At 47.5% G+C, this 23,750-nt stretch carries 15 protein-coding genes; 6 read left to right on the top strand and 9 right to left on the bottom strand.

Annotated features, from left to right (window positions below; translation table 11 throughout):
* Window positions 1-81 precede the first annotated feature (81 nt).
* The 6 genes from U2F10_RS08490 to U2F10_RS08465 form a co-directional block, all read right to left on the bottom strand.
* Complete coding sequence (locus U2F10_RS08490; protein WP_499871717.1) at window positions 82-1,386, bottom strand: glycoside hydrolase family 10-like protein; 1,305 nt, start codon at window positions 1,384-1,386, stop codon at window positions 82-84.
* Complete coding sequence (locus U2F10_RS08485) at window positions 1,379-2,227, bottom strand: HAD family hydrolase (protein WP_499871715.1); 849 nt, start codon at window positions 2,225-2,227, stop codon at window positions 1,379-1,381. The genes U2F10_RS08490 and U2F10_RS08485 overlap by 8 nt, the downstream gene beginning before the upstream one ends.
* Before the next feature lie 167 nt (window positions 2,228-2,394).
* The gene (locus U2F10_RS08480; protein WP_499871714.1) at window positions 2,395-3,012 is read right to left on the bottom strand and encodes a helix-turn-helix transcriptional regulator; all 618 of its coding nucleotides are present in this window, start codon (window positions 3,010-3,012) and stop codon (window positions 2,395-2,397) included.
* 542 nt (window positions 3,013-3,554) lie between these two features.
* A complete protein-coding gene (locus U2F10_RS08475; RefSeq protein ID WP_163664946.1) occupies window positions 3,555-5,582 on the bottom strand; it encodes a dynamin family protein in 2,028 nt (675 codons plus the stop codon).
* Between the two features lie 46 nt (window positions 5,583-5,628).
* Window positions 5,629-6,396 carry a GntR family transcriptional regulator gene (locus U2F10_RS08470; protein ID WP_499871712.1) on the bottom strand — a complete coding sequence of 256 codons (768 nt, stop codon included), beginning with the start codon at window positions 6,394-6,396 and terminating at the stop codon, window positions 5,629-5,631.
* A 241-nt stretch (window positions 6,397-6,637) separates the two neighbouring features.
* Window positions 6,638-8,311, bottom strand: a complete 1,674-nt coding sequence (locus tag U2F10_RS08465) for a BCCT family transporter (RefSeq protein ID WP_499871710.1) — start codon at window positions 8,309-8,311, stop codon at window positions 6,638-6,640.
* A gap of 832 nt (window positions 8,312-9,143) precedes the next feature.
* Between U2F10_RS08465 and U2F10_RS08460 the strand changes: the two genes are divergently transcribed.
* Window positions 9,144-10,457 carry a J domain-containing protein gene (locus tag U2F10_RS08460; RefSeq protein WP_499866367.1) on the top strand — a complete coding sequence of 438 codons (1,314 nt, stop codon included), beginning with the start codon at window positions 9,144-9,146 and terminating at the stop codon, window positions 10,455-10,457.
* A gap of 137 nt (window positions 10,458-10,594) precedes the next feature.
* Here U2F10_RS08460 and U2F10_RS08455 read toward each other — a convergent pair whose 3' ends face one another.
* Together U2F10_RS08455 and U2F10_RS08450 are read right to left on the bottom strand one after the other, a co-directional pair.
* Entirely contained in the window at window positions 10,595-11,980 is a 1,386-nt protein-coding gene (locus U2F10_RS08455) for a sensor histidine kinase (protein WP_499866366.1), read from the bottom strand.
* Window positions 11,974-12,588, bottom strand: a complete 615-nt coding sequence (locus U2F10_RS08450) for a cysteine hydrolase family protein (RefSeq protein ID WP_499866365.1) — start codon at window positions 12,586-12,588, stop codon at window positions 11,974-11,976. Before U2F10_RS08450 ends, U2F10_RS08455 begins: the two co-directional genes overlap by 7 nt.
* Before the next feature lie 612 nt (window positions 12,589-13,200).
* Here U2F10_RS08450 and U2F10_RS08445 point away from each other — a divergent pair.
* The 5 genes from U2F10_RS08445 to U2F10_RS08425 all read left to right on the top strand — a co-directional run bounded on the left by U2F10_RS08445 (window position 13,201) and on the right by U2F10_RS08425 (window position 22,246).
* Entirely contained in the window at window positions 13,201-14,130 is a 930-nt protein-coding gene (locus U2F10_RS08445) for a response regulator transcription factor (protein ID WP_499871708.1), read from the top strand.
* A gap of 146 nt (window positions 14,131-14,276) precedes the next feature.
* Entirely contained in the window at window positions 14,277-14,822 is a 546-nt protein-coding gene (locus tag U2F10_RS08440; protein WP_499871707.1) for a chemotaxis protein CheW, read from the top strand.
* Window positions 14,823-14,942: 120 nt separating this feature from the next.
* Window positions 14,943-18,563, top strand: coding sequence for a GAF domain-containing protein (locus U2F10_RS08435; protein ID WP_499871705.1), 3,621 nt, complete (start codon window positions 14,943-14,945; stop codon window positions 18,561-18,563).
* A gap of 102 nt (window positions 18,564-18,665) precedes the next feature.
* Window positions 18,666-21,674, top strand: a complete 3,009-nt coding sequence (locus U2F10_RS08430; RefSeq protein WP_499871703.1) for a hybrid sensor histidine kinase/response regulator — start codon at window positions 18,666-18,668, stop codon at window positions 21,672-21,674.
* 98 nt (window positions 21,675-21,772) lie between these two features.
* A complete protein-coding gene (locus tag U2F10_RS08425) occupies window positions 21,773-22,246 on the top strand; it encodes a chemotaxis protein CheW (protein WP_499866360.1) in 474 nt (157 codons plus the stop codon).
* A gap of 20 nt (window positions 22,247-22,266) precedes the next feature.
* Here the strand turns inward: U2F10_RS08425 and U2F10_RS08420 are convergent, their stop codons facing one another.
* The gene (locus tag U2F10_RS08420) at window positions 22,267-23,568 is read right to left on the bottom strand and encodes a M74 family metallopeptidase (RefSeq protein WP_499866359.1); all 1,302 of its coding nucleotides are present in this window, start codon (window positions 23,566-23,568) and stop codon (window positions 22,267-22,269) included.
* Window positions 23,569-23,750: the final 182 nt, after the last annotated feature.

Genomic DNA, 23,750 nt, shown 5'->3' with positions numbered 1-23,750 from the left:
CTAGGGAGAAGCACAAGTGTATTTTAGGAAGTTTTGATATCACCTGATATTCCAGGGTGTGCCCAAGACATCATCTCACTGTTAAGACTGAAACAAGCGCTCTAGGGTTTGTCTCACTTCTAGGTCAGTCGCTTTTCTCAGGACCCAGAATGTTGTTTCCCATGAGAAAAAGGCAACACCACGGTAACCTGCCTGCTGTACAGCTGAAATTTCATCTACTGTGCGATTGAAATCTTTTGCTGCTGCCAGTGGCCCTGTGTAGAGACCAATGGCAATGGGAACCTGGTTACGCAGGTTATGAAACCCGCTGCTATACAAGTCTTTTTCAAAGATGCTGAGGTCGTCACGGTAAAGCTGCACGACCACCTCATCGACGATGCCTAAATTGACCCACTGGACCCAGTCTTGAAGGTACTTGCGATAGGCAAACCCAGGTGGATTGGGAGAAACTGAAATAATCGCTTCTGGGCGTACCTCTTTGACCGCTTGGGTGATGTCGGTTAGTAGCGTAGTAATGGCGTGGGCCCGCCAGGCAACCCAACCCGGAGCACTGGGATCATCGGGGGGTGGCGCACCGCCATGGGTGTCTTTATAGAGCTGCACTGAATAAGGGTCGTAGCCCATGGACATTGGCAAACTAAAGTGATCGTCCAACTGGATACCGTCCACTGGATAGCGCTTGACCACATCGACAATCAAGTCGATCATGAACTGGCGTACCTCTGGGTGCATGGGGTTAAGCCAGGCAATATTGCCACCGGTAATCTCCATTTGGACATTCTTTAAGGGCTGCGGCAGCAATGGATGGGCCGATAGCGGTGCCGGAATACTAGCGCCTGCTCGGTTAGTGGTTAACCACTCGGGGTGGGCCCTGGCAATGGGCGATGTTGCTGGCACCATGAGGCCATACTCAAACCAAGGGATCAGGCGCATGTTGTGGCGGTGGGCCTGACGGGTGAGGCTATGGAGAATATCATCAAAGGGGTAGAAAGGGACATTGGCGATGCGATCGCAACATCGCCCGCCCGCTTTTTTAGTCACCTCATTGGGATACAGCGTATACCCCTGGTTCCAAACGCTGGGATAGAGTGTATTGATCCGATGCTCCGCCAGGTTAGCCACCGCATCATCCAGGCGAAAGCTGAAGTAGTTCATAGCCGCCGCCACATTGGTCATCCACACACCGCGAATCTGGTTGCTGGTGGTCAACTTGACCGCTGGAGCCTGCCAACAGGCCAACACAAGCCACACCGCCGCAATGCCCAAGGCCCAATAGCGCCGTCGCCTACGTCTGGCTAATTTAGCCCGTAGTAACAAGCGTGACTGCTTCGATGATTTAGCAGGGGAGGTCCTGGATGATTTACCAGGGGACTTAGCTTCAGACATTCACCATTGACCAACGGGATTCTAAGTATTTCACTACGCTATCTTCACTGTGGTGACCAATGATTTCGGTTGCATGTTGCTGTAGTTCTAGCGTCGCATTCGCCGTTGCCACTGCCACATCGGCCAGTTGAAACATGGAAATATCGTTGTTGTGGTCTCCAAACACGGTCAGATCGTGATCATGCAGCTTGTGAAATGCTTGCAATTCACGAATACCATTTGCTTTAGTTGCCGATCGATCCTGTAGAGTCAGCCAGTACCAATCAGGCTGATAGGGATTTTCGAACAGATGCATATCAAGACAGCCAGGAAAGTGCTGATTCAACGCTTGTTCTAGATGGGTTAAACGCGCTTTCGTATCAATCAGTGTAAACCGCATCACCTGTTCGTCAAAGATTTCCGTTAAGTCAGTCCGACAGTGCCAACGGCCATCTTCATTACGCTCAGCATCATCGATGTACCATTGGATGCCTGGATTCACATCATGGGTGAAATAGACATGGTCATCTTGACCGTTATAACTAGAAATCAGCGGTTTAACGTCATAATCTTGCACTAACTTTAGAATTTTTATGGCCAGCTCCGTGGCAATGTCATTCACAATCAGATGCTGCCCGGTGGTCAAGTCAGTAATATAGGCACCATTTAGCTCAATAACCGGTAATGGCAGTGATACGCCCTGAAAAATGGGGCCAACCGAACTGACACTGCGGGACGTGGCGACGGTAAATGGTAAACCGGATTCTAGTAGGCGCTTGAGAGTGGCTCGGGTGTAAGTGGACAAAGTGGCCGTTGGTGTTAGTAACGTGCCATCGAGATCTGAAACATACAGTGTGGGCATGGGCAATCTTGAGTCCAATACTCCTCAGAGTTGAGGAAAATCATACAAGCGAGGCTTTGTCCCACCTAGTTATGGCAGCTATGGGTGCCATTGTCTAGCGGTGGGCTCCTAAAGATTACATTTGTCCACCATGCTAAAGAATTGCTTGACGTTGTTAGCTGACATGGTTAACTGGCCAGGTTATCGGTGTAAGTCTCTTCTTTCACCAAGGCCATATGTCGTTTGACATAGATCTTCTTGATGTGTCTCTTCACCGTATTCACGGCAATGTATAGCTCGGCAGCAATTTCTCGATAGGTGTAGCCCGTGCGGTGTAGCAACCATACTTCTGCCTCACGGGGACTGAGACCATAGCGATCCACTTCAGTAATGGCCAAATTCCGTTTGGAATAGTTTTGATCTTCTAAGATCACCAAAATGTAAGCATTGTTGCCATAGTCACCAAAATCAAACCATCGGGCACGAATGCGAAAATGTTCGTGGGGTTTCACACTGAGTTCTGATTCGGCAACCACTGGACCCTCGGTATACTCGTTACAGCCTTGAATCAGTACCCGACAGGTGCGCCAGATTTCTTTGGGGATCTGGCCAGAATCGGTTTGGGTGATGCGATCGCAAATTTGTTTTGCAATGGAGTTACTGCGCACTAACTCACCCGTTTTCGTCAAAATCAGAATGCCATCAATCCAGCTGGTGATAATAGCATCCATCAGTTCACGGTTAGGGCCATGGACACCTAAGGGCGATGATGGTTGAGATAGCTGGTTAGGGTTTTGAGAAGTCATGGGGCTACGCACAGGTTCAACAGTGAGGTACAACAATCAGGTGTTTGAAGCCTGTTCAAACGGTTGCTCAAAAATTGGGCTTTGAATAAATGTCTTACAGCGTCAGCAAAACAGGCTCAACCGGGCTGAGTAGCTAGTTGAGTCCCAGCAGCAGATTCTCAAACAGAGTAAGAATAATCTTCGATACCAACTTGTCTTTATGAGAATTATGAGGAATTAGCCCCTGAATATCATTGCTGTTTCTGGACAATTGAGACTGCACTTTATTGCCATTTTTCGATGAATAATATTGCAGAAAACTGCAAAGGGGCTGCCCATCTCTCCCAACCATCAAAAGCAACATCGTTGCCAATCATCACTTTCACGGTGCTTACGACGAGACTGAGAGAGAGTACCTAGCTGAGTTTTTTACCTCGTAACGCATGGGTAAAGAGAACCCTGATGTGGCTAACTCGTCTGGAGTAGTTACCATAGGTTATGGTGGGCAGATGTAGGGTCAGAGTATAGGCAAAGGATATCCGTAGGGAACTGCCACCCTACCGTTACACCATCCCCTGTAATACTTCTAATTCTTGCTGAATACTGTCTTCCAATGATTTCAATCGCTCTACCGTTTGCTCGCGATTAATCTCATTCTGTTGCTTTTTCTCCACCAGGCTGCTTAACTCCAAACGTCGCGCTGCAATATCACTGCTAATCCGCTCAATTGCCCGTTCTTCATAGGTACCAAAACAATCTGTTACCGCCTTGTAAATTGACTGCCACTGGTCCGCTGCAATCTGGGGCAAGTGCTTCACAAACTCTTTGCGCGTTGCCTTGATAAATTCTTGACGCACAAACTCTGCTTGCACTGCTAAAACGCCACCCGCAGCAGCAATCACACCAATAATATTTAAGAACAAACTGCTAAACAATAACCCTAAAATCTGTAGCGCAATCACAATACACACATAGCTCACCGCCATCTGCAACACTGATTGCCAAAAATGATTAAAGGGCTGGATCGCATCGTTCAACGTGTCGGGAATCTCATCAAAGAGATCGCGAATATTATCAATCCAAGGACGCGCTTCATCCGCAGTGTCTGTGCTGGGGGCATAGAATTTACGCCCCATCATTTTCTCGTGGATTACTTCGACCACTTCGGCATAGGCTACCTGATAATCCGCAGCGCTCTCATTGAGCTCGTCAAAGGACTGACCAATCTTTTGCTTGGCGGTAAACTCCCAGGCAGCTAGACGATCGTTAATATAACGCTCAAAGGCACGCTTGAATTCTTTGTAGAAGTCATCCCGTGCATCTTCATCTAGAAAATCAAGAAAATCCAGATCGGGCTGGGAAGCAACAAAATCGGTCTCGAAGGTTTCTTCTAAATTGAGGATATAGGTTTTGAAGGAATCAGCAATGGCTTTAGCCGTGCGATCGCATCTTCCCCGAATCAGCTGTCGGTAATTATCCCGAATCTTCTCCAGCTTGCCAAATTCCTCCTCAACTGAAGCGACCCGTTGCTGTAGTTCACTTAGATCTTCATCTAGTAAAGGAATCCGCCGGGCCACCGATTCTTGCACCGCGCTGTAGGCCCGATGGGCGAGCTTGGCCGCCCGCCGAATCTCTGCTTGACCACGGCTTTGGGTTAAAAAGGACTCCAGCTCGGTTAAAAACTTATCCACACCGCTACCGGCCAGGGACTTTCCCTGACGCCGCTGACGCAGGGCCGTTAGGGCTGATACCTCAAACCAGCTGGCATCTTCGGGCAGGCTCTGGGCAAATACCTGACGCTGACGCTGTTCCGCGTCAGTCAACGCGGCTGCATCCTCCGGATTAACCAGGCCGACTTTAATCCGGTCCCAGCCATTGACCACATAAAAGCAATCCAGATCGCGGCCTTGAATATAGTTTTGCAAGTAGCGCCGCTCGTCCAATGTCATCGGCTGCAACGCATCCAGCACAAACACAACGGCCTGGGCTTCGTTTAAATAGCTCAGCACCTGTTGGTTACGGGCTTCAGTATCATTGAGGCCTGGGGTATCAACGATTTCTAGTCCCGATGCCAGCAGCGGAGCCGGGCATTCAATCACCACATGGCTAATGTCAGGAAACGCATTGGTTTCCAGATGCCGGGCTTCATCGGCAGGAATCGTGTAGTCAGCACGGAAGGTATCAAAATCAATGGCTTTAGGGGATTTGCCATCGGTATAGTGCACCATCACCCGTTGCTCTGGGCCGTGGCGTAGCAGGCTCAATAATGCCGTGCAGGGATTGACATCACTTGGCAGCAGCGCCTCTCCCACCAGAGCATTGATCAGGGTGCTCTTACCCCGCTTCATTTCACCCAGTACCACGATGCGATACTTGCCCTGCTGTAGCTGCTCCGCCGTACTTTTTAGGGTACGAATGTGGCGGGTTAACCCCAGTTGGCCAGACCGCTCCGTAGTTTCAGCCCGGTCCATTGCGATCGCAATTTGACTTAAAACCTGGGCTGCCTGCTTGCGACTATGGATAAGTGCATCAAGGCTGCCTGCCATTTGCGGGTGAGCATTGGAACCGTTTGCTGCCTGGGGTGTGACCATAAAAGCACGCTAGAACTACTAAAAGCGAAGGATTATCCGACTATACCTACAACCCAGTGTGCCTCAAATCCCCAAAATTGAGATCTGTGATCTCAGATGTGTAACAAAGCCAGTTAGAATGCGACAGCACCTTGCCACACACAACCGGCTGCAGGTTATCTGAAAAAACAACAAAATCAAGCACTAGCAACGGCATGCCTAACGGGATATTTAAGTGCTTGGTCAACTCATAGGTGGCAGGCACAGTCCCCAACGTCACTTTACCAGTACTGAGATTAACGCCATTAGCCTTTAACGTGCTGTACGTAAACCCTTGCTGCAACTGGTCTGTCAGGGATGTACCAATTGTCTCAAGGAAATAGTCAATTTCTAGAGCAATGGGACTATCGTCAGCGTAAATGATTTTCTCTTGCTCATACACATGGGTTCCTTGAGCAACGGCGAGGGTGTGTGCTAGTTCAGCAGATGCCTGGGTTAGCTGAAATTTTAACGATTGGATTCGTCCCTCATAACCCTGTTCCCGAAAAGCAATATCGAAATGGGTCATGGGGTTAGAGATAGAAATGTTGATCTTGTGATGACCGCTGACAAAACTACCTTTACCCCGCTGACTTCTAACCAGACCTTGCTGAATCAGGTTTAAGATGGCTTTGCGGATCGTAGTACGGCTAACGCCAAAGAGTTCTCCAAGATCAAATTCACTGGGCAACCGTTGCCCCGGCTCATATTGACCCGCTTCAATTTTTTCTTTTAACTGCTCTGAAATAACCATGTGCAGTGGTTGTTTGCCTGCACCTGGCTCACTTGGAACCATAGAGTGTAAAGTCATTTCCAGGGGTTACTCCAGACATCCTACCGGAAAAAAAGACCCTAGTTTTTAATGGATTGAAATCAATTAACTTTATTGGGAATATAATTCACTGGTCCAGTCGCAGATATGTTCGGTTCATTGTTGGCTGGGGGGGTAATCTACTTCGCTGGGGCTATGGGATAGCTCAGGGCTTTCCTCCGAAAGGGAGGAAAGCCCTGAGCCCCTCACTTCAAACCAACACCTCCTAAACCGCTTCCTCAACAACTCCTTCAGCCATCTGCAACTCTTTTTCTTTAGCCATCTGCAACTCTTTTCCCTCAATCATCGCCAACTCCTGACTTAGCCCCCTATACAAGCTGAAACACATCACCAACAACACAATCGCAAATGGTAACCCCGTGGCAATGGATGCCGTTTGCAACGCCTGTAGACCTCCTCCTAACAACAGCACCGCAGCAACAACACCTTCTATTACCGCCCAAAACACCCGTTGCGGTATAGGGGAATCTAACTTTCCACCAGACGTCAAACTATCCACGACTAAAGAACCAGAATCCGACGAGGTCACAAAGAAAACCACCACCAACAAAATCCCCACAAAGGAGGTGATTGCCGTTAGGGGCAGCTGTTGCAACATGACAAATAAAGCAGTGGCCACATTTTCATTAACCGCATTGCTGATGGTGCCCGATAGTTCACCCAACTCCATTGACACGGCTGTTCCACCAAATACCGACAGCCACAAAAATGTCAGTGTTGTCGGCAGCAGCAACACACCTAAGATAAATTCACGCACCGTACGTCCTTTAGAAACACGGGCGATAAAAATACCCACAAAAGGAGACCAGGAAATCCACCATCCCCAGTAGAATACGGTCCAACTATTCTGCCAGGCTGTTCCCTCAAAGGTTTCCGTCCAAAAGCTGAGGGTGGGCAAGGAGGCCGCATAGTAGCCAACAACCTGAACAAAGGAACCAAAAATAAACAAGGTGGGACCCACCAACAACACAAAGGCCATAAAGATGGCCGCCAAAATCATATTGAGTTCACTCAAGCGGCGCACACCGGAGTCTAAACCAGAAACAACTGACGCTGTGGCAAACCCCGTAATAATGGCAATTAAACCAATCTGGATGGGCGTGTTGATGGGTAGACCCACCAGGAAGTTAAAGCCTGCATTAACCTGTTGGACACCAAAGCCTAGGGAGGTCGCTAATCCAAAAAGAGTAGAAGCGACGGCCAGAATATCAATGACGTTGCCACCCCATCCGTAAATACGATCACCCAAAATGGGATAAAACACGGAACGAATGGTTAAAGGTAGCCCCCAGTTATAAGCAAAAAAGCCCAAGGACAACCCCACAATGGCATAGATACCCCAGGCATGCAGACCCCAGTGAAAAAAGGTAATCCCCAGGGCCTGTTGGGCCGCATCTTGAGACAAGGGTTCAATGGCACCAATGAGCGCGGGCGGATCCTGGAAGTGGTAGATGGGCTCGGCCACGCTCCAAAACATCAGGCCAATTCCCATACCCGCACTGATTAACATGGCAATCCAGGCAAAGGTGGGAAACTCAGGTTTAGCGTTTTGGCCGCCCAAACGAATTCTGCCAAATTTACTAAAGGCGAGAAGAATAGCCACCCCTAGATAAATGCTGACGGACAAGATTAAAAACCAGCCCATCGCCTCCGCAATAAAGGTTTGAATATCTCCAAAAACAGTCTCGGCAGGCTCGCGAAAGAGTAGGGTCACCAGCACAAACAGCACAATGAGACCAGCGGAAACTAGAAATACCTCCGGATGAAAATCAAAGCCATAGCCAGTGACGTTGCGATCGCCAGGCTGACGACGACTTCGATGCGACCTCGGTGTGCTCAAGGGTTCTTGCCCTTGAGCACCAGGTTTTTGATGGGTCATAAGTAGTACTACTCCAATGCTTAGAGCACGTAGCTATGTGCCCTAAGAAAAAATTCATAAATTTCGATCAACAATGATGATGTTCTTAAAAGCAGCAGCGCATCATCAGATTTCGACGTTAGCTGCACGATAAAGGGCACATTATTAAGCCTCTGTCTTTATCTCTACAGTTGTCACTACATGTTTTGAATGCCATAGATTGCTGATTGAAATTTAACTATTAGAGGATGTTTCAACTGTGTAGGTTAACAATCCAGGCTTCTGAAGACCTTGAAAATATTTGGATTAGATACCCTGGATTCAAATTAAACATCCCTAGAAATTTTAGAAGGCTAATGTCCTTTTATAGAGAGTTATAGAGAAGATCTTAATAAAAGTTTCAGATTTTATGATGCACCAGAAACTGAATACGACTTCTAGAAAAATCTAAAAATTGTCGAAAATATGACAGTCTAAATTGAAAACATACTCCATATTCTCTATTTTCAAGACTTGTAATTACAAGTTCAAATTTGTGATTTACAGACTAAAAAGTATTAAGTTTGACGGTCACTGATCTAGACAGGGTCCATGACAATTGAGGCAGAATATGAATCCCCCGTGTTGTTTCGAAATCCGTTTGCGATTCTGACGAGCTGTAAGAACCAGACATATCTTTAGGGTCACCCATGACATCCTTAGGGACCTACAGAGAGGGTCTATCATCGGATGGGACGGTGCGTCGTTGGTAGGGAGTATTGCGTCGTGAGTTACGATTCACCTGACTAAATGATTACAATAAGGACATCTCCTACATCATCACCCCATCCATATCCCACTTGTTTGGTTGTCTATGGCCATTCCTGACGACTACTACGCCCGGTTACAGGTATCGCCCGATGCCACTCAAACAGAAATCAAAGCGGCGTTTCGACGATTAGCACGACGCTATCACCCCGACTTAAACCCAAACGATCCAAGAGCCCTGGAAAAGTTTCGAGCCCTGCATGAGGCCTATGAAGTGTTGACGGACCAGGTGCGGCGACAGCGCTATGACTGCACAGGCACCACTGAATATAATGGCACTCGACCCCAAACAGCCCATGATTTCTACCTGCGGGGTATTCAGCAAACCTTAGCAAGGCGTTATAAAGCGGCATTGGCAGATTTTGACCAAGCCATTGAGCTCCAGCCAAACTTAGCTGAGGCCTATTTACGACGGGCTCAGGTGCGCTACATTTTAGAAGATGATGCTGGGGTACTGGCAGACTGTCAGCGGCTACTACAGTTTTCAGATACATTACCCCAGACGTATTACTACCTTGGTTTGGCGCGCTATCGTCTGGGCTATACGGAGAGCTCGATCGCTGCCTTTACCGAAGCCATTGTCCTTGAACCCGATGATCCCCAAGCCTATTTTCAACGGGCAGTGGCCTATGAAGATATCCAGGAATGGGACGAGGCCACCACTGACTTTCAAACTGCCTCCATGTATTACCAAGCCCAGGGAGACTTGGAAGGCTATCATCGGAGTTGCGATCGCATCCACGCTCTCCGCAAACAGCGGCGCTTTAAACTCAGCACCCCTTCCCGCAGAATTGTCGCTAAGCGATGGGGCCTACTGGGGCAGCTCAATCGATTACTATTCGGCCTACTGAGCAACCCAGCAGAAGAGTTGCCTGCCATTTATAGCCATCTTAATCAACGCCAGGCTTTGCGCGTCGGCTGTTTACTCGCCACCCTGGCCCTGGGCAGCTTTACCTTAGGCGGCTACATGCTGCCGTTTGCCTCAGGCGCAACCAGCAGCAATATTGCCCTGGGCGCATTCTGGCTATCGGGTTCTGCCGCTTTTTTAAGTTTAATTATGATGTTGGCTGTTTCCCGTCTTTGTCTACGACGCCACGGCAGTTGGTCCGACGACACGTTTATCGCTGGTGCCACGTTATTGCCCATGGGCATCTTTATCTTGATCAGTCCTGTGGCCATTGGTATCCCCTGGCTGTGGTTGCTGCTGCTTTGTATCGCTCTGCACCACACACTTTTAACCCTCCACAGCGGCTGTCACCAAATTCAACATTATTCTGTAGTTGCTGCCACCTGGCTAACACCCAGCCTGTTCTTTACGTGTTTGAGCATCGGCTATTTAGTCTGGCGTATCTGGATCTAGCTTTAGTGACATAGCATTAAACATTACCCCCACTCACCAATCACTGACACCACCAAACTGTATTCATCCCAACCGGGAACTGCCACAAATGCCGTTACTGATCCTCTCAAGGATCAGTAACGGCTATAAATTAAACCCTATCGAGCATCCGCAACGCCCGCATCGTTTATCGGCATCTGGATTTTAAATGTTGTTCCCTGGCCAATATCAGAGCTACAGCTTATTTGCCCATGATGGTTTTCAACAATAATTTGATGACTAATCGATAACCCCAGCCCAGTTCCTTTTCCAACCGGCTTAGTTGTAAAAAATGGCTCAAACACCCGGGAGATAATATCCTCAGAAATACCAGGCCCGTTATCAGAAATTTCAACATTAACAAAACCATTCTGTGCGTGAGTACAAATTGTCAACACAGGCACAGAATTTAGCAACGTGTTACCTAATACGCTAGCATCATTTTTCTCAACAGCTAATAGGGCATCAATGGCATTACTCAACAGATTCATAAACACCTGATTAAGCTGATCCGGAAAACCATCAATCAATGGCAGTTCACCATAGCTTTTAATTAACTGAATCCCTTTCTCTTCACTGTTTTTTCCCTTAAAGCGATGGTTTAAAATCAATAACGTATCATCGATGCCCTTGTGGATATCTACTTTTGTCATTAATGATTCATCTACGCGAGAAAAGCCTCGTAGGGAATCGACAATTTTTCTGATGCGCTCTGTGCCTGACTCCATAGAGCTTAGCAACTTGGGAAAATCTCCTTTAATAAACTCAATATCACAATCATCAAGCATGGATTGGATACCCTCAGCAGGTTGAGGATAGTGCTGCTGATAGAGCCCAAGCAAACTCAATAGTTCCTGGGCATAGGCTTGGGCTGGCTCAAGATTACAATGTACAAAACTCACGGGATTATTAATCTCATGGGCTACGCCAGCTACCAACCGGCCCAGGCTAGACATTTTTTCTTTATGTACAAGTTGTCCCTGGGCATACTTCAGCTGCCGTATCGTATGCTGCAATTTCTGATTGGCGCTTATCAATTCCAATGTACGCTGCCTGACTCTATCTTCAAGCTGCTCATTTGCCTGTCTTAAAAAAGTCTCAGCCTGTTTACGCTCAGTGATATTAATCAGTGCACCTGAGAGGCTATTACTATCCTCAAACCGCATGGCAAGCTCTAACCACAATAGAGAGCCATTGTCAGCATAAAACCGCAGCTCTAAATAGCAGTCGATTTGCATTTGTAATGCTGTTTGCCATTTATGAATGTCATCCTCATTGATAAACTGATCCAGGGACTTACCGACAACATCTCCAAACGCATACCCTAACGTTTCGGTCCAGGCTCGATTAATAAATGTCAGTACCCCCGAATAGTCACATTCGAACACGATCTCCCGTAAATTTTCGACTAGAGTACGATAACGTCGCTCTGACTCTGTAACCTTTTCAATTAAGCGATACTGAATTTGGGTGTAGAGTTCGTTGACTTTTTCAGGCTCTAGCATAACGATTCAACGGCTAGCTTTTCCAAAAACTCTGAAGACGTGATGGTATCGCTATATAAAGGAAATATATTTTCGCAATAAAAGTCTTGCTCAAAGGTTGTGCGTGCTGATGTACAGTCTTTAAGAATAGAGACATGGTAGCCTTTTTCATGGGCTGAGCGACCAGTAGAGTCAATACAAATAGACGTTACAGCACCCGCTAAAACAAGGTGAACAATATTATTCTTTCGCAGGATTCCGTCTAGATCAGTATTGATAAACGCATTAAATCCACGCTTGCCAGGAACCTCTAAAATTTTATCCTTAAACGGTAGTAGTGCCTGAATACTTTCAAAGCCCTTAGAGCCTTCTTGAAAAGCTCTCATATCCTTAATTGTCTTTAGGATACCCACGGGTTCCATCAACTCCTCATAGTTTGGGGTAAAGCAGATGGGGGTAGAAATTAATAAAACAGCGGTATTTTCTAAGGAATACAATAGCCTGGTCACATTTTCAACTGTCTTGACAGCCTTAGCTGATGCATCAATCACTCCGTGCAAAATTCCATCCGGAGCAAAATAGTCGTTTTGAAAACCAATGAGAAGCAAGGCGGTACGCTGAGGATTCATAAGCTGAAATCGGATAAACACGTCTGTAAGGTCTGATAGCTAAAAATTCATATCCTGACGAGTTGAATTCTCGGTGTAGTCAGTAAATAATGGTCGCGATTAGCGACTACCTACATCCACTCCAAATCATTCAGAATAATTTAAATTATATTTAAACAAAATTAGATAACCACCTCACATATATGAATTTTGTAATTGGTTATATCCAGTCTTGGTCAGTAGCGCTCTGGTCTAACGCATAATTGGGCCAATCAATCCCTATATATGCTGATTAATTCCAGTGAACATCAACAATTTAATGAAAAAACGCCCCAGTAATTTTTCCTATTCCTGAACATCTTTATAACCATAAGAACGAATAGAAAAATTATTTCGTTGTCGAAACTGAGTGTATCTATGCAACTGGTCTATTTTTTTCAATCTATTTCCACCCAGGAAAGCTTGATTAGTCAAATGGATGGAGGGTCGCAGCAATAGCCTCTTTGGTTCACGTCAAACGGTTATTGTGATTTGGCATTGGTCAACAGCAACTTTGGCTCTGAGCTGTTGACTATCGTCCAATAAGTTCAAAGCCTTTTAGCCCAGACACCCATATTCATTTGAATCTCTTTTATGACTTGGAAAATCTTATTAGTAGAACATGATGAGCCCATGTGTAGGATGTTACAAAAACAACTTGCACAGTACGGATATGAGGTGGTGCTGGCCAATGATGGAGGGGATGAAGGGATTTTAATGGCGGTCACTGAGCTGCCGGATTTGATCTTAATTGCAACAGATCTGCCTGTAATTGATGGTTGGCAAACTATTAAGATCCTGAAGGCTTCCACCGTCACTCAGAACATCCCGATTATGGCGCTGATGGCACTAACCTCAGATGCCGAATGGGGTAAAGTATCCGAGTCAGGCTGTGACGATTATGAGCTGAAACCAATTGATTTAACAAGTGTCTTGAATAAAATCAAGGCTCTCTTAAGTCCTGAAAATGCATCTGCTCTTTCAGCCATATCTTATGGTTTCGAAAGCCCATTATTCCAGGATCGTTTGCCAGCTTCTCAACGTTCAAGAGAAGCTCAGATATCCAAGCGTTGGGCTCAGGTGGCAAATGCTACTAACCCAACAACAACATCAAGTCAATCAAGGGTGGTGTACGTTGATGATAGTCCGGTAGATAGCCAAGTTATGGCAGAAATTGTCAGGGGTGCAGGCTATGAATATGACAATATTACTGAACCATTAGACGCTATTCCTATATTATTGGAGCTTAGACCTAAGGTTATTTTTCTAGATCTGGTGATGCCATTTACCAATGGCTATGAGGTATGTGCTCAGATTCGACGCATATCTACCTTTCGAAAAACCCCTATTATTATTGTTACTAATAATGATGGTATTATTGATCGAATTCGCGCCAGAATCGTTGGTGCATCAGGATTCTTCAGCAAGCCGGTCAAGAAAAAGCGCGTCCTCAAGGTACTCAACAAATACTTGGGTGCTAGTCGTGAAGAAACCATCAAAAGTCTTTCTCCAAGTGAATTTTGATCTTTTTTCTAATGTGTTTAGTGGCCGTCATGTTCGCTAATTAGTCAATAAATACTCTGATTCTGATGCTGTTCTCAGTATCAGTACTTAGGCCCTCGCGTGAACATCAACACTATAGAACTTATATCCACCTGAGCACATCAGCCATGGCATCAACTGTTGTCAGTCAGCTACAGTCATCTCTTCAGGAGACTGCGGCACTGTCGGATCCACTTGGACTGGAGCCCATTCCTGAAGATACGCGTCAACGTTTTTTGAGATTTAAACTCTCCGGAGAGAACGGAACATTATTGCCCCTAGAAACGATTATTGAGATATTGCAATTAGAGCCAGTAGAGATTTTACCTGTACCAGAGGTACCGGCTTATTTATTGGGCGTATGCCACTGGCGCGGTGCCATTCTGTGGCTGACGGATCTAAATGTGTTAGTTGGCTCACCGCCGCTGTGGCAGCAGGCCCCATCCCTAGAAAAGCCATTAGTGATTGTTATCGAATCTGGCGATCGCAGGGTTGGTCTGGCGGTAGAACAGGTGGATGATGTGGAAATGGTGGCTCCTGAGACAATTCACTTGCCAACCGAATTTGACTCGACGCCAATAGCGCCTTTTGTCATGGGCTATTTGCCAAACCATGGAGGTACTGTATTGGATGTGGATGTCATTGTTGAACGCTCTCTACAAGGTCCCCCTTAATACCCTAAGCTCCTGCTCTTCTAACCTAGGAGTTCACCTCAGCATTACTCGATGCTATGGGCTGAAATTACACGCTGAAATTACACATTAATTACACACGACTAAGGTTTAAAATTATTCATGGATAACATCGCTAACAATAATTCAGACGAGCTACTGACAACCGTTGATACCCCATCTCCAGAAGAGCAGGACTCGTCTCCAGAACTAATGCTAGCCGCTGAGGAGTTGACGCTAAGTCAAACTGCGTCAGACCAGTCTACTGAGATCACCCTTGCAGTAGAGTCCATTCCCTTTTCACAGAATCAGAGTAGACGACCGTTTGCGATCGCAAACGCCATGGCTCAAGCCACTGACTTAGAAAACCTTTACCAGGTTACGGTTAGTCAATTACGTAAACGATTTAATGCAGACCGAGTCCTGATCTATCAGTTTCAATCTGAAACCCAAGGCACTGTCATTGCCGAGTCACTCACGTCCGGCTATACACCTGCTTTGGGACAGACTATTGCCCCCTTATCCTTTGGAGCAACCACCACTCAACACTATCAGCAACAAGCCGTTATCAGCATTAGTAATATTGCAGAAGAGGCGATTACACCCTACCAGGCGCAAACCGCCCAACGCTTGCAGGTACAGGCTAGTCTCGGCTTACCTCTTTTTTTAGAAAACCAGTTGTGGGGATTGTTGGTCGTTCAAAATTGTGCCGCCCCTCGTCAGTGGACAGATTCTGAAATTGCCCTACTCTATCAAGTCGGCACCGAACTCATCTTGAAGCTTCAGCCATTACGACTGCAAGCTGAACGACAGTTGCTTGCTAGTGTCAGTGACAAACTCCGTCAATCCTCCGATCAAGAAACCCTCTTTCGGGGCATCACTCGAGACCTTAGGAGACTCCTAAATGTTGATCGCGTGGCCATTTGCCAGTTCCGTCAAGACTACAGTCTGCAATTTGTCTTTGAATCAAAAGTGGGGCCAGTAGCCTCGATGCGTGATGTTGTTTTAGCAGATAGCCATCTGCAAAAGCATGAGGGAGGCATCTTTCGACAATCTGACCCATTTGTTGTCAACCATGTCGCCAAAGATTCCACGCTCACCCCTTGTCATGTCGAGAATCTAACCGACTTTGACATTAAAGCCTGTGCCATTGTGGCGATTTATCAAGGACAGAAACTGTGGGGTTTGCTGGGGGCCTATCAACATAATGGTGCCCGATACTGGGACCCCAATGAAGTCAAATTGTTGACTCAGTTAGGTAACTTGGTCGGGGTCAGCTTGCATCAATCAGAACTCATGGAGGATCAAGCCAAAGCCTCTAAAAACCAGGAAGCCCTGCCCGACATTATTAATAAAATTAGTAATACGGCCTATGCTGAAAACATTTATCAAACCGCTGTACAAGAGGTTCGTAATCTCCTGAATGCAGAGCGCGTCTGCATTTACAAATTTCGCCCAGATTATTTCGGCGACTTTATCTATGAATCTGGTACCGGTGGGTGGCCATCATTGGTGGGAAGCGCCTGGGAAGATACCTACATTCAAGAGAATCAAGGGGGGCGATTCCGCAACACTGAGCAACCGTTTCTCGCAGATGACATTTACTCCGCTGGGTTAAGTGAATGTCATGTTCAGACGTTAGAGCACTTTGGCGTTAAATCCTTCTTGATCGTCGCCATTAGACAGGGAGGTAGTCTTTGGGGTTTGTTAAGTGCCTTTCAACATAGTGGGCCTCGCCATTGGTTGGAGAGTGATATTAACGTTTTACAAGATATCAGCCGCCAGATGGAAGTCAGTCTGAAAGGGGCTAATTATGTTGCCCAGTTACAAGAGCAATCGGCTCAAATGACTAAAGCGGCTCAAATTGGTCGTTCAGTGTCCACTATCATTCCAAAGATTTTGCAAGCCCAGGACACTGAGCAAATCTTGAAAGTAACACAGCGAGCGGTACGACAACTGCTGGTATGCGATCGCGTCGCCTTCCATCGCTTCAAAGCTGACTGGAGTTCCGAACTACTCTATGGATCAAGTGCAAAAAGTCAGGCCAGTTCAGACTTAGAAGAAAATCTGCAGGCAATTTGGCCAAAGCACAATTTGCAGGAAACCCAGGGAGGGCCTTATCGCAACCAAGACAGCTTAGTCATTAACAATATCTATGCCGCTGATCATGCACCTTTGGAGATTGAAATGCTGGAGGAATTTAGCATTAATGCCTATATGGCAGTACCCATCTTTAATAAAGGTCAGCTCTGGGGTGTGCTGAGTGCATATCAAAATGAGAAACCCCGTTCATGGACTAACGCAGAGATTAATGCCCTGAAACAAATTGGTTTACAGGTGGGGACTGCAATGCAGCAAGCAGATTACCTCAAACGCTTGGCTCGCATAGCCCAGCAGGAACAATTAATCAGTAATATTATCGATCGTCTCCGCAAAGCCACCGATTTACCCCAGGCTCTAACAACAGTGGCCCGTGACATTCGTGTAATGCTTCAGGCTGATCGAGTAGGGCTGTACCAATTTGATCCAGCCACCAACTATAGTGTCGGAGCGTTTGTTGTAGAAGACGTTGCTCCAGGGGTACGGTCTGCGATGGCCGCCAGGATACAAGATCACTGTTTTGCTGAAGGTCAGGCAGAAAACTATCAAAAAGGTCGCTACTGGGTCGTCAATGATGTTAAAACCCTGGATCTGCCTAATTGCTTAGTCGATCTACTGGCTAACCTACAGGTCCGGGCCAGTTTAGTCGTTCCCTTACTCAAAGGCAACGTGCTTTGGGGCTTATTTGCCATTCATCAGTGCCAGGGACCCCGTGAGTGGCAAGAGACTGAAGTAGAGTTTGTTCACCGCATTGGTGCCCAGCTTAACCTGGCACTGCAGCAGGGTGAATATTTAGATCAGCTCAAGGCTAAAAATACAGCCCTGACTGAAATTGTTTTAGAGGTGCAAAAAGCGGCGGATCAAGTGGGGCAAACATCCCAGTTAAACGCCGTCTCCATCACCCAGCAAACTGAGTCTCTGACCCAGGTTCTCAAGCGCGTTCAAGATCTCATGCGCCTTTCTGAAGGGGTGGTGGGTGATGCCCAACAAGTGGAAGCTGCTGTCCAGCAGGCGAATAAAACCGTGCGCATTGGCGATGCCGCCATGAACCGCACGGTTGATGGCATCATGACCATTCGCTCCACCGTAGCCGATACTAACCAGCGCATTAAACGGCTGAGTGAGTCGTCCCAGAAAATCTCGAAGGTGGTCAGTCTGATCAGTCAATTCACCACTCAAACCCAGCTACTGGCACTGAATGCCTCTATCGAAGCCACCCGCGCAGGGGAATATGGTCGCGGCTTTGCCGTTGTTGCGGACGAAGTGCGATCGCTAGCCCGACAATCTGCTGAAGCAGCCACCGAAATTGAACAGCTAGTGCAGGAAATTCAAGTGGGTACCGCTGAGGTTTCAACCGCCATGGAAACGGGTATCCAGCAGGTGGCGGAAGGCACTAATCTGGTCACTGACACCCGTCGTAATTTGACGGAAATCGTAGAAGCTACCGGCCAGATCAGTAACTTGATTGAGGAAATCACCGAAGCCACACACCAACAGGCCGATGAGTTTAAGGGGGTGACGGCCACCGTGACAGAAGCCACCACCACCGCTGCTCAAACCTCGAAAAATTCAGAACAGTTAACCCTATCCATTCATCAACTGTTAACGACCGCCAAGGCGCTTCAAGCCAGTACGGGCACTTAATCAGCGTTCTAATGGTCGAACATCGTGGCGTCCTGTGTTTAACCTCCTAATCCCAGGGCGCTACCAGACTTTTGCATGCCATAAAAATCTCGTTTTCAGTGAATGATGACTTCTGATTCCGTGCATTCCCAGCAGGTACCCTCTTACTTTTTGCAAGAAGCCTCCGAGTTGCTTCAGCAAATGGACGGTGAGCTGCAAACCCTCAGCCAGGATTTTGGTGTCCAGAAGGTCTATGCATTGATGCGAATAGCCCATACTCTGAAAGGAGCCGCCGCCAGTGTCGGATTAGACCACATTAAAACAACCACCCATTCCCTAGAGAATGTGTTTAGGGCATTGTGTAGTCCCAATGCCTCACTCACTCCTGCCATAGAATCACTCATTTTTGAGGGCTATGGCTGCTTACAGTTGCTACTTTCGGCCCAAATAGCAGAGGCCCAGATTGATGAGCCCAGCATTTTGGAGCGCATGGCAGATGTGGTCTCTAAGTTGGAAAAACATCTGGGCAGTCGGTTTGGACAGGATGGTTATTTACCCACATCGAGTGAGCTGGGGGTGGATATTACCCGGTCAGTTTTTGAGAAAGGCATCACGCAACGTCTCCAGCAATTAGAAGTGGCCCTGGAAACGCCAGATCCAGAAAATCTTAGGTCTTTATTGCGCTCCCAGGCGGATGTTTTTGGTGGTTTAGCCGAGTCGTTTAATCTGCCAGGGTTTGGAGCAATTGTTCAAACCACGCTCAAAGCACTGGAGTGTCGGCCTGATCTGGTGGTGCAAATTGCCCAGATTGCCCTAGACGACTACCGCGCTGGCCAGCGGCTTGTCTTGGACGGCGATCGCAATCGCGGCGGTGAACCCAGCTTAATGCTCAAAAAATTGGCCACTCCCCCCAAGTCCGCCAAGAACAATTGGTTAGGACAGGTGTGGAATGCTTTAAACCAGCCGATTCCAGGGACGACAGCGAAACATCAAACTGCGACTAAATCGCAGAGCCCAGCCGCCCCCAGCCACCGCCCCAACTCACCTCCGTCCATTCCTGAGCAAGGAGCAGCCAACAAAGGGACATTGGACGATCTATTGACAACGTCAGAATCAGTTGCGATCGCTGAAACGAATGCTTTATTTGCAACCCACCAGGGGGGGGCTGGTTTAGACAACAGTGACTCCAGGACAGATGCCCCCCTACTATCTGACTTACCTGTTCCTAAGTCGGCTCCTAAAACCTCCAGTATTCCGACCTTACATGTCTCCAACCTTAAAATATCCGTTGCTCACCTGGACCAAATTAACTATGCCATTGGTGATTTATTAACCCAGCAAAATCGGCAGGCCCTTCACAATCAGCAATTAGCAACCGCCAGTAAGGCCCTACTTAACCGACTAGAGCAGCAACAACAACAGTTAACCAAACTACTCAACCAAGCAAGTCATAGCGCCCTCGCCCACCCCACCACCCGCAGCACTGAATACCAGTTCGATACATTAGAATTCGACAACTACAGCGAACTTCAGCTGCAAGTCCAGGCGTCGTTGGACACCTTAGTGCAGCAAATAGAAAACGCTGAAGCCATTGAACTGTTTGTGCGCCAGAACACTCAGGCCGTTGAAAAACAGCAGCGGTTAATTAAAACTCTACGAGAAACTGTGGTCACAGCGAGAATGCAGCCCATCGACAATGTGTTTCAACGTTTTCACCAAGTTTTAGGTCGCTTAGTGGCTCAACAAGGCAAACCCGTAGAGCTATTGATTGAAGGTGGTCATGTCCTTGTCGATAAGATGATCGCTGACAAGCTTTATGAACCCCTCTTGCACCTGATCCGCAATGCCTTTGACCACGGTGTCGAAAAAGCATCAGAGCGTAAACAGCAGGGAAAGATAGAAGACGCTAAAATCACGCTATCCGCAAAACAAGAAGGGCACCACCTCAGCATCACTGTGCGAGATAATGGTCGCGGTCTTAACCTTGATAGCATTCGGGAAAAAGCGATCTCCCAACAACTGATCACAGCAGATGAGGCTCAACAACTAACATCTGACCAAATCAGCGAACTAATCTTTGAGCCAGGTTTTTCAACGTCAGCGCAAGTTAATGACATCTCAGGGCGAGGGTTTGGACTCGATGCGGTACGGGCTCAGATATATCCCCTCCACGGCAGGGTGACGGTCACCCATAAACCTGACCAAGAAACCTGTTTCACCCTGGAGCTTCCGACTCATTTAACAATTGCCAGATTGTTACTCTGTCAAACAGGTGAAACACTATATACCTTTATGACCGATGCCATTGAGCAAATTCTCGTTCCTAAACCTGAGCAGTTAAGTACCCGTAATGAGAGAAAAATGCTGAGCTGGGAGTTGGAAGGTAAAGAATATTTAGTGCCCGTCATTTCCCTTGCAGATGCCCTCAACTACAACGCCAAACTTCCCCATAGCCATTGGCAAAGAACAGACCAGACAGCCGATATATCCAGTCCAATTTTGATTATGCGACACCAAGATAAGATCTTGGGTCTAGAATGCGATCATCTTTTGGGAGAACAAGAACTCGTCATTCGCTCCCTGGGAGATATGGCCTTTACCCCCGAGTATTTCTATGGCTGTAGCATTCTCCCCAATGGTCGTCTCAGCCTGGTCATTGATGGCAGTCTGTTAACGGTGAATGTTTTACAACAGTCTTCTCAAACATCAACCGTAAGTTCTCCACCACCACACCATCAAGCTGAACCATCGACTCTAGAGAAACAATCGATCTTAATCGTTGATGATTCCATTACGGTGCGTAATACCCTAGCCCAGGGATTACAAAAGGCTGGCTATCGGGTTATCCAAGCTAAAGAAGGCAATGAGGCGTTACAAAAACTAGAGCACACGCCAGTGACAGTTATCTTGTGTGACTTAGAAATGCCAGGCATGAATGGCTTTGATTTTCTAAGAGCGCGCCAGAGAATCCCAACCGTTGCATCGGTGCCAACGATTATGCTCACATCCCGAACAGGGGATAAACATCGTCACCTGGCTCAGTCTTTGGGGGCCGATAACTATTTAACCAAGCCCTATTTGATGCCTCAGCTGATTGAAACCATTAACAATGTCCTAACGCCGGACGCTTAAGCATTAAATTGCTAACATTCCGCAGCATAGCCCCATCTTTTATCGATAGGGCGTTTTCAAACGCCTTGAAGACCCACCGCTCCCCTGTACTCCCCCCTATGGATAACAACACACCAGAGATAGAACGATTTATTACCTTTGACGTGGGTGGCTACTGGTTTGCCTTGCCCATGATGTCCATTCTGAAAATTGTTAACTGCCCACCCCCTACTCAAGGGGGAACTGTGGGCATTGGCTTAGTGCAGTTGGGCTCCCACACAGTCCGACTCTTAAATTTACATAGAGAAGTCGGTAAGACGGCTGAAGCCTCACCTGATCATGCTCCCTTTCTAGTGGTTGTTCGCACCCCTCAAAAGGAGCTATGGGGCATCGCCTTGGAGGAGCCACCCGACTTGATAGAACTCCCCTTGACCCTCTTTAAACCGGTATCCCTGGAACCCCCGTTTGACCACAAGACAAACTGGATTAGCCACATGGCGATTGTGTCTGAAAAGGATAGCGATCGCACCCTGCTATTGTTAGATGTCCATGCCGTCTTTCAACATGACATTGGTCAACCTGTCAGCGCCTAGTACCCTCACTAGCAACCACATTAGACCTGCGGGGGCACATTGATCTCAAAATGAATGTGATCATCATGGCCGCCTGCGCGTCGGCATAGCCTTTTGCTAATCAGAGCGGGATCGTTGAAATACAGAGTCCTCTTATCGACCCAAGGTTGTGCTCGTAACGCCTTTAAGATGGCCTCGGTTGCATTGCGATCGTAGTTAGCATTAGACCATCTTGTGCCGCCAAATCGTCCTCCCTTACGGGGTAGCACGATATCCCCCGCATTGCCGCTTTGATGACCAGAATGATCCGGCGTGCGCCCTCCCTTGGGGAGACTGACATCATTCACGGCCATGGGGGCAATCTCTGAGCGATTTTTACGATAGGCCAACTCATAGTGAATACCGGCTGATCGAATCACATTGCTAATCCAATCGATACCATAGTCATGGCTATCCCCTGGCTGGTCTAACACTTCCACGTTATAAAAGCCCACCCCCTGGCCTGGCATCCGCATCCATTTGGGGGCATTCGCGGCTTCTAAAAACTGCTGGGTTTTACCCCCGACATCCACTCGCCCATCACCTCGAAGTGTGGTACTGCCTGAGATCGCAGACTGAAATAGCTGAATAGCCTGGATCAGATTATTCATGGAGTTGCCTGCCGCAAAGTCATATCCCAGGACCACTAAACGGTCGCGGACAAGTTTGACATCACTGGCTCGATTTGACCCTCCAGACCCAACACTGGCACTAAGCGCAAGCTTCTGGCCCCCTGGATGTTTCTCAATGTAGGGGGTAAGGGTTAGAGACGCCATATCCGTAGCCTCCCCCGCAACCACCTTCAGCCGACGCATCTGGGGCTTAGGCACGGCTAAAAAGACGGACTGAAAAGCCCACTGGTTATTCCCATTAACCGTTGTTGTTGCAATGGGCTTTTGGTTGTTGTCCACATAAAGGTTCACCGTTTTACCCACCAAATCATCACTGGTGGTGCCCGCCAGCTGATAGGGATGGTAGATCTTCACCTGGTTAGGAACTTTGGTGATTTTGATACCCTGACTAGACGGCGGCTCAGGGGTGGGGGTTACCGGTTGAGGGTTGGAAATCGGCGGGGGGGCGGGGGGTTGCGGCTTGGGTTGCGGCTCATCGACCCCGGTCCCTACGGATACCAGGAAAAACCCTGGTGCATCATCACTATTAAGCCAGTCCTTGAGCACCTTAGTCCGAAAAAAGGTTTCACCCTCTACATCACCCTGACGTGGGGACTTGTCAATTTTCTGGCGGTAGTAACCACCCTCCATTAGATAAATGGCTTTATCAGTTTCCTTAATCCAAGTCCCCATAGGTCCTCCAAACGATGCTGATGTAGGAAAGCGAAATGTTAACCAAGCTCAGGTCCCTGCAAATGTTAGCAGGATATGACTATGCGGTTAGATATCTAAATAGATATCTATTTGTTGGGTTTTTGGTGGATTTTTAGGTGAATTTCAATGAATCTAAATCAATTTAAAATCCTCTCTAGTTT

The organism is Leptothoe sp. EHU-05/26/07-4 (assembly GCF_043421015.1).
GTDB lineage: Bacteria > Cyanobacteriota > Cyanobacteriia > Phormidesmidales > Phormidesmidaceae > Leptothoe > Leptothoe turfae.
Note: the sequence above shows the minus strand (reverse complement) of the source record. Positions and strands in the feature narration are given on the sequence as shown.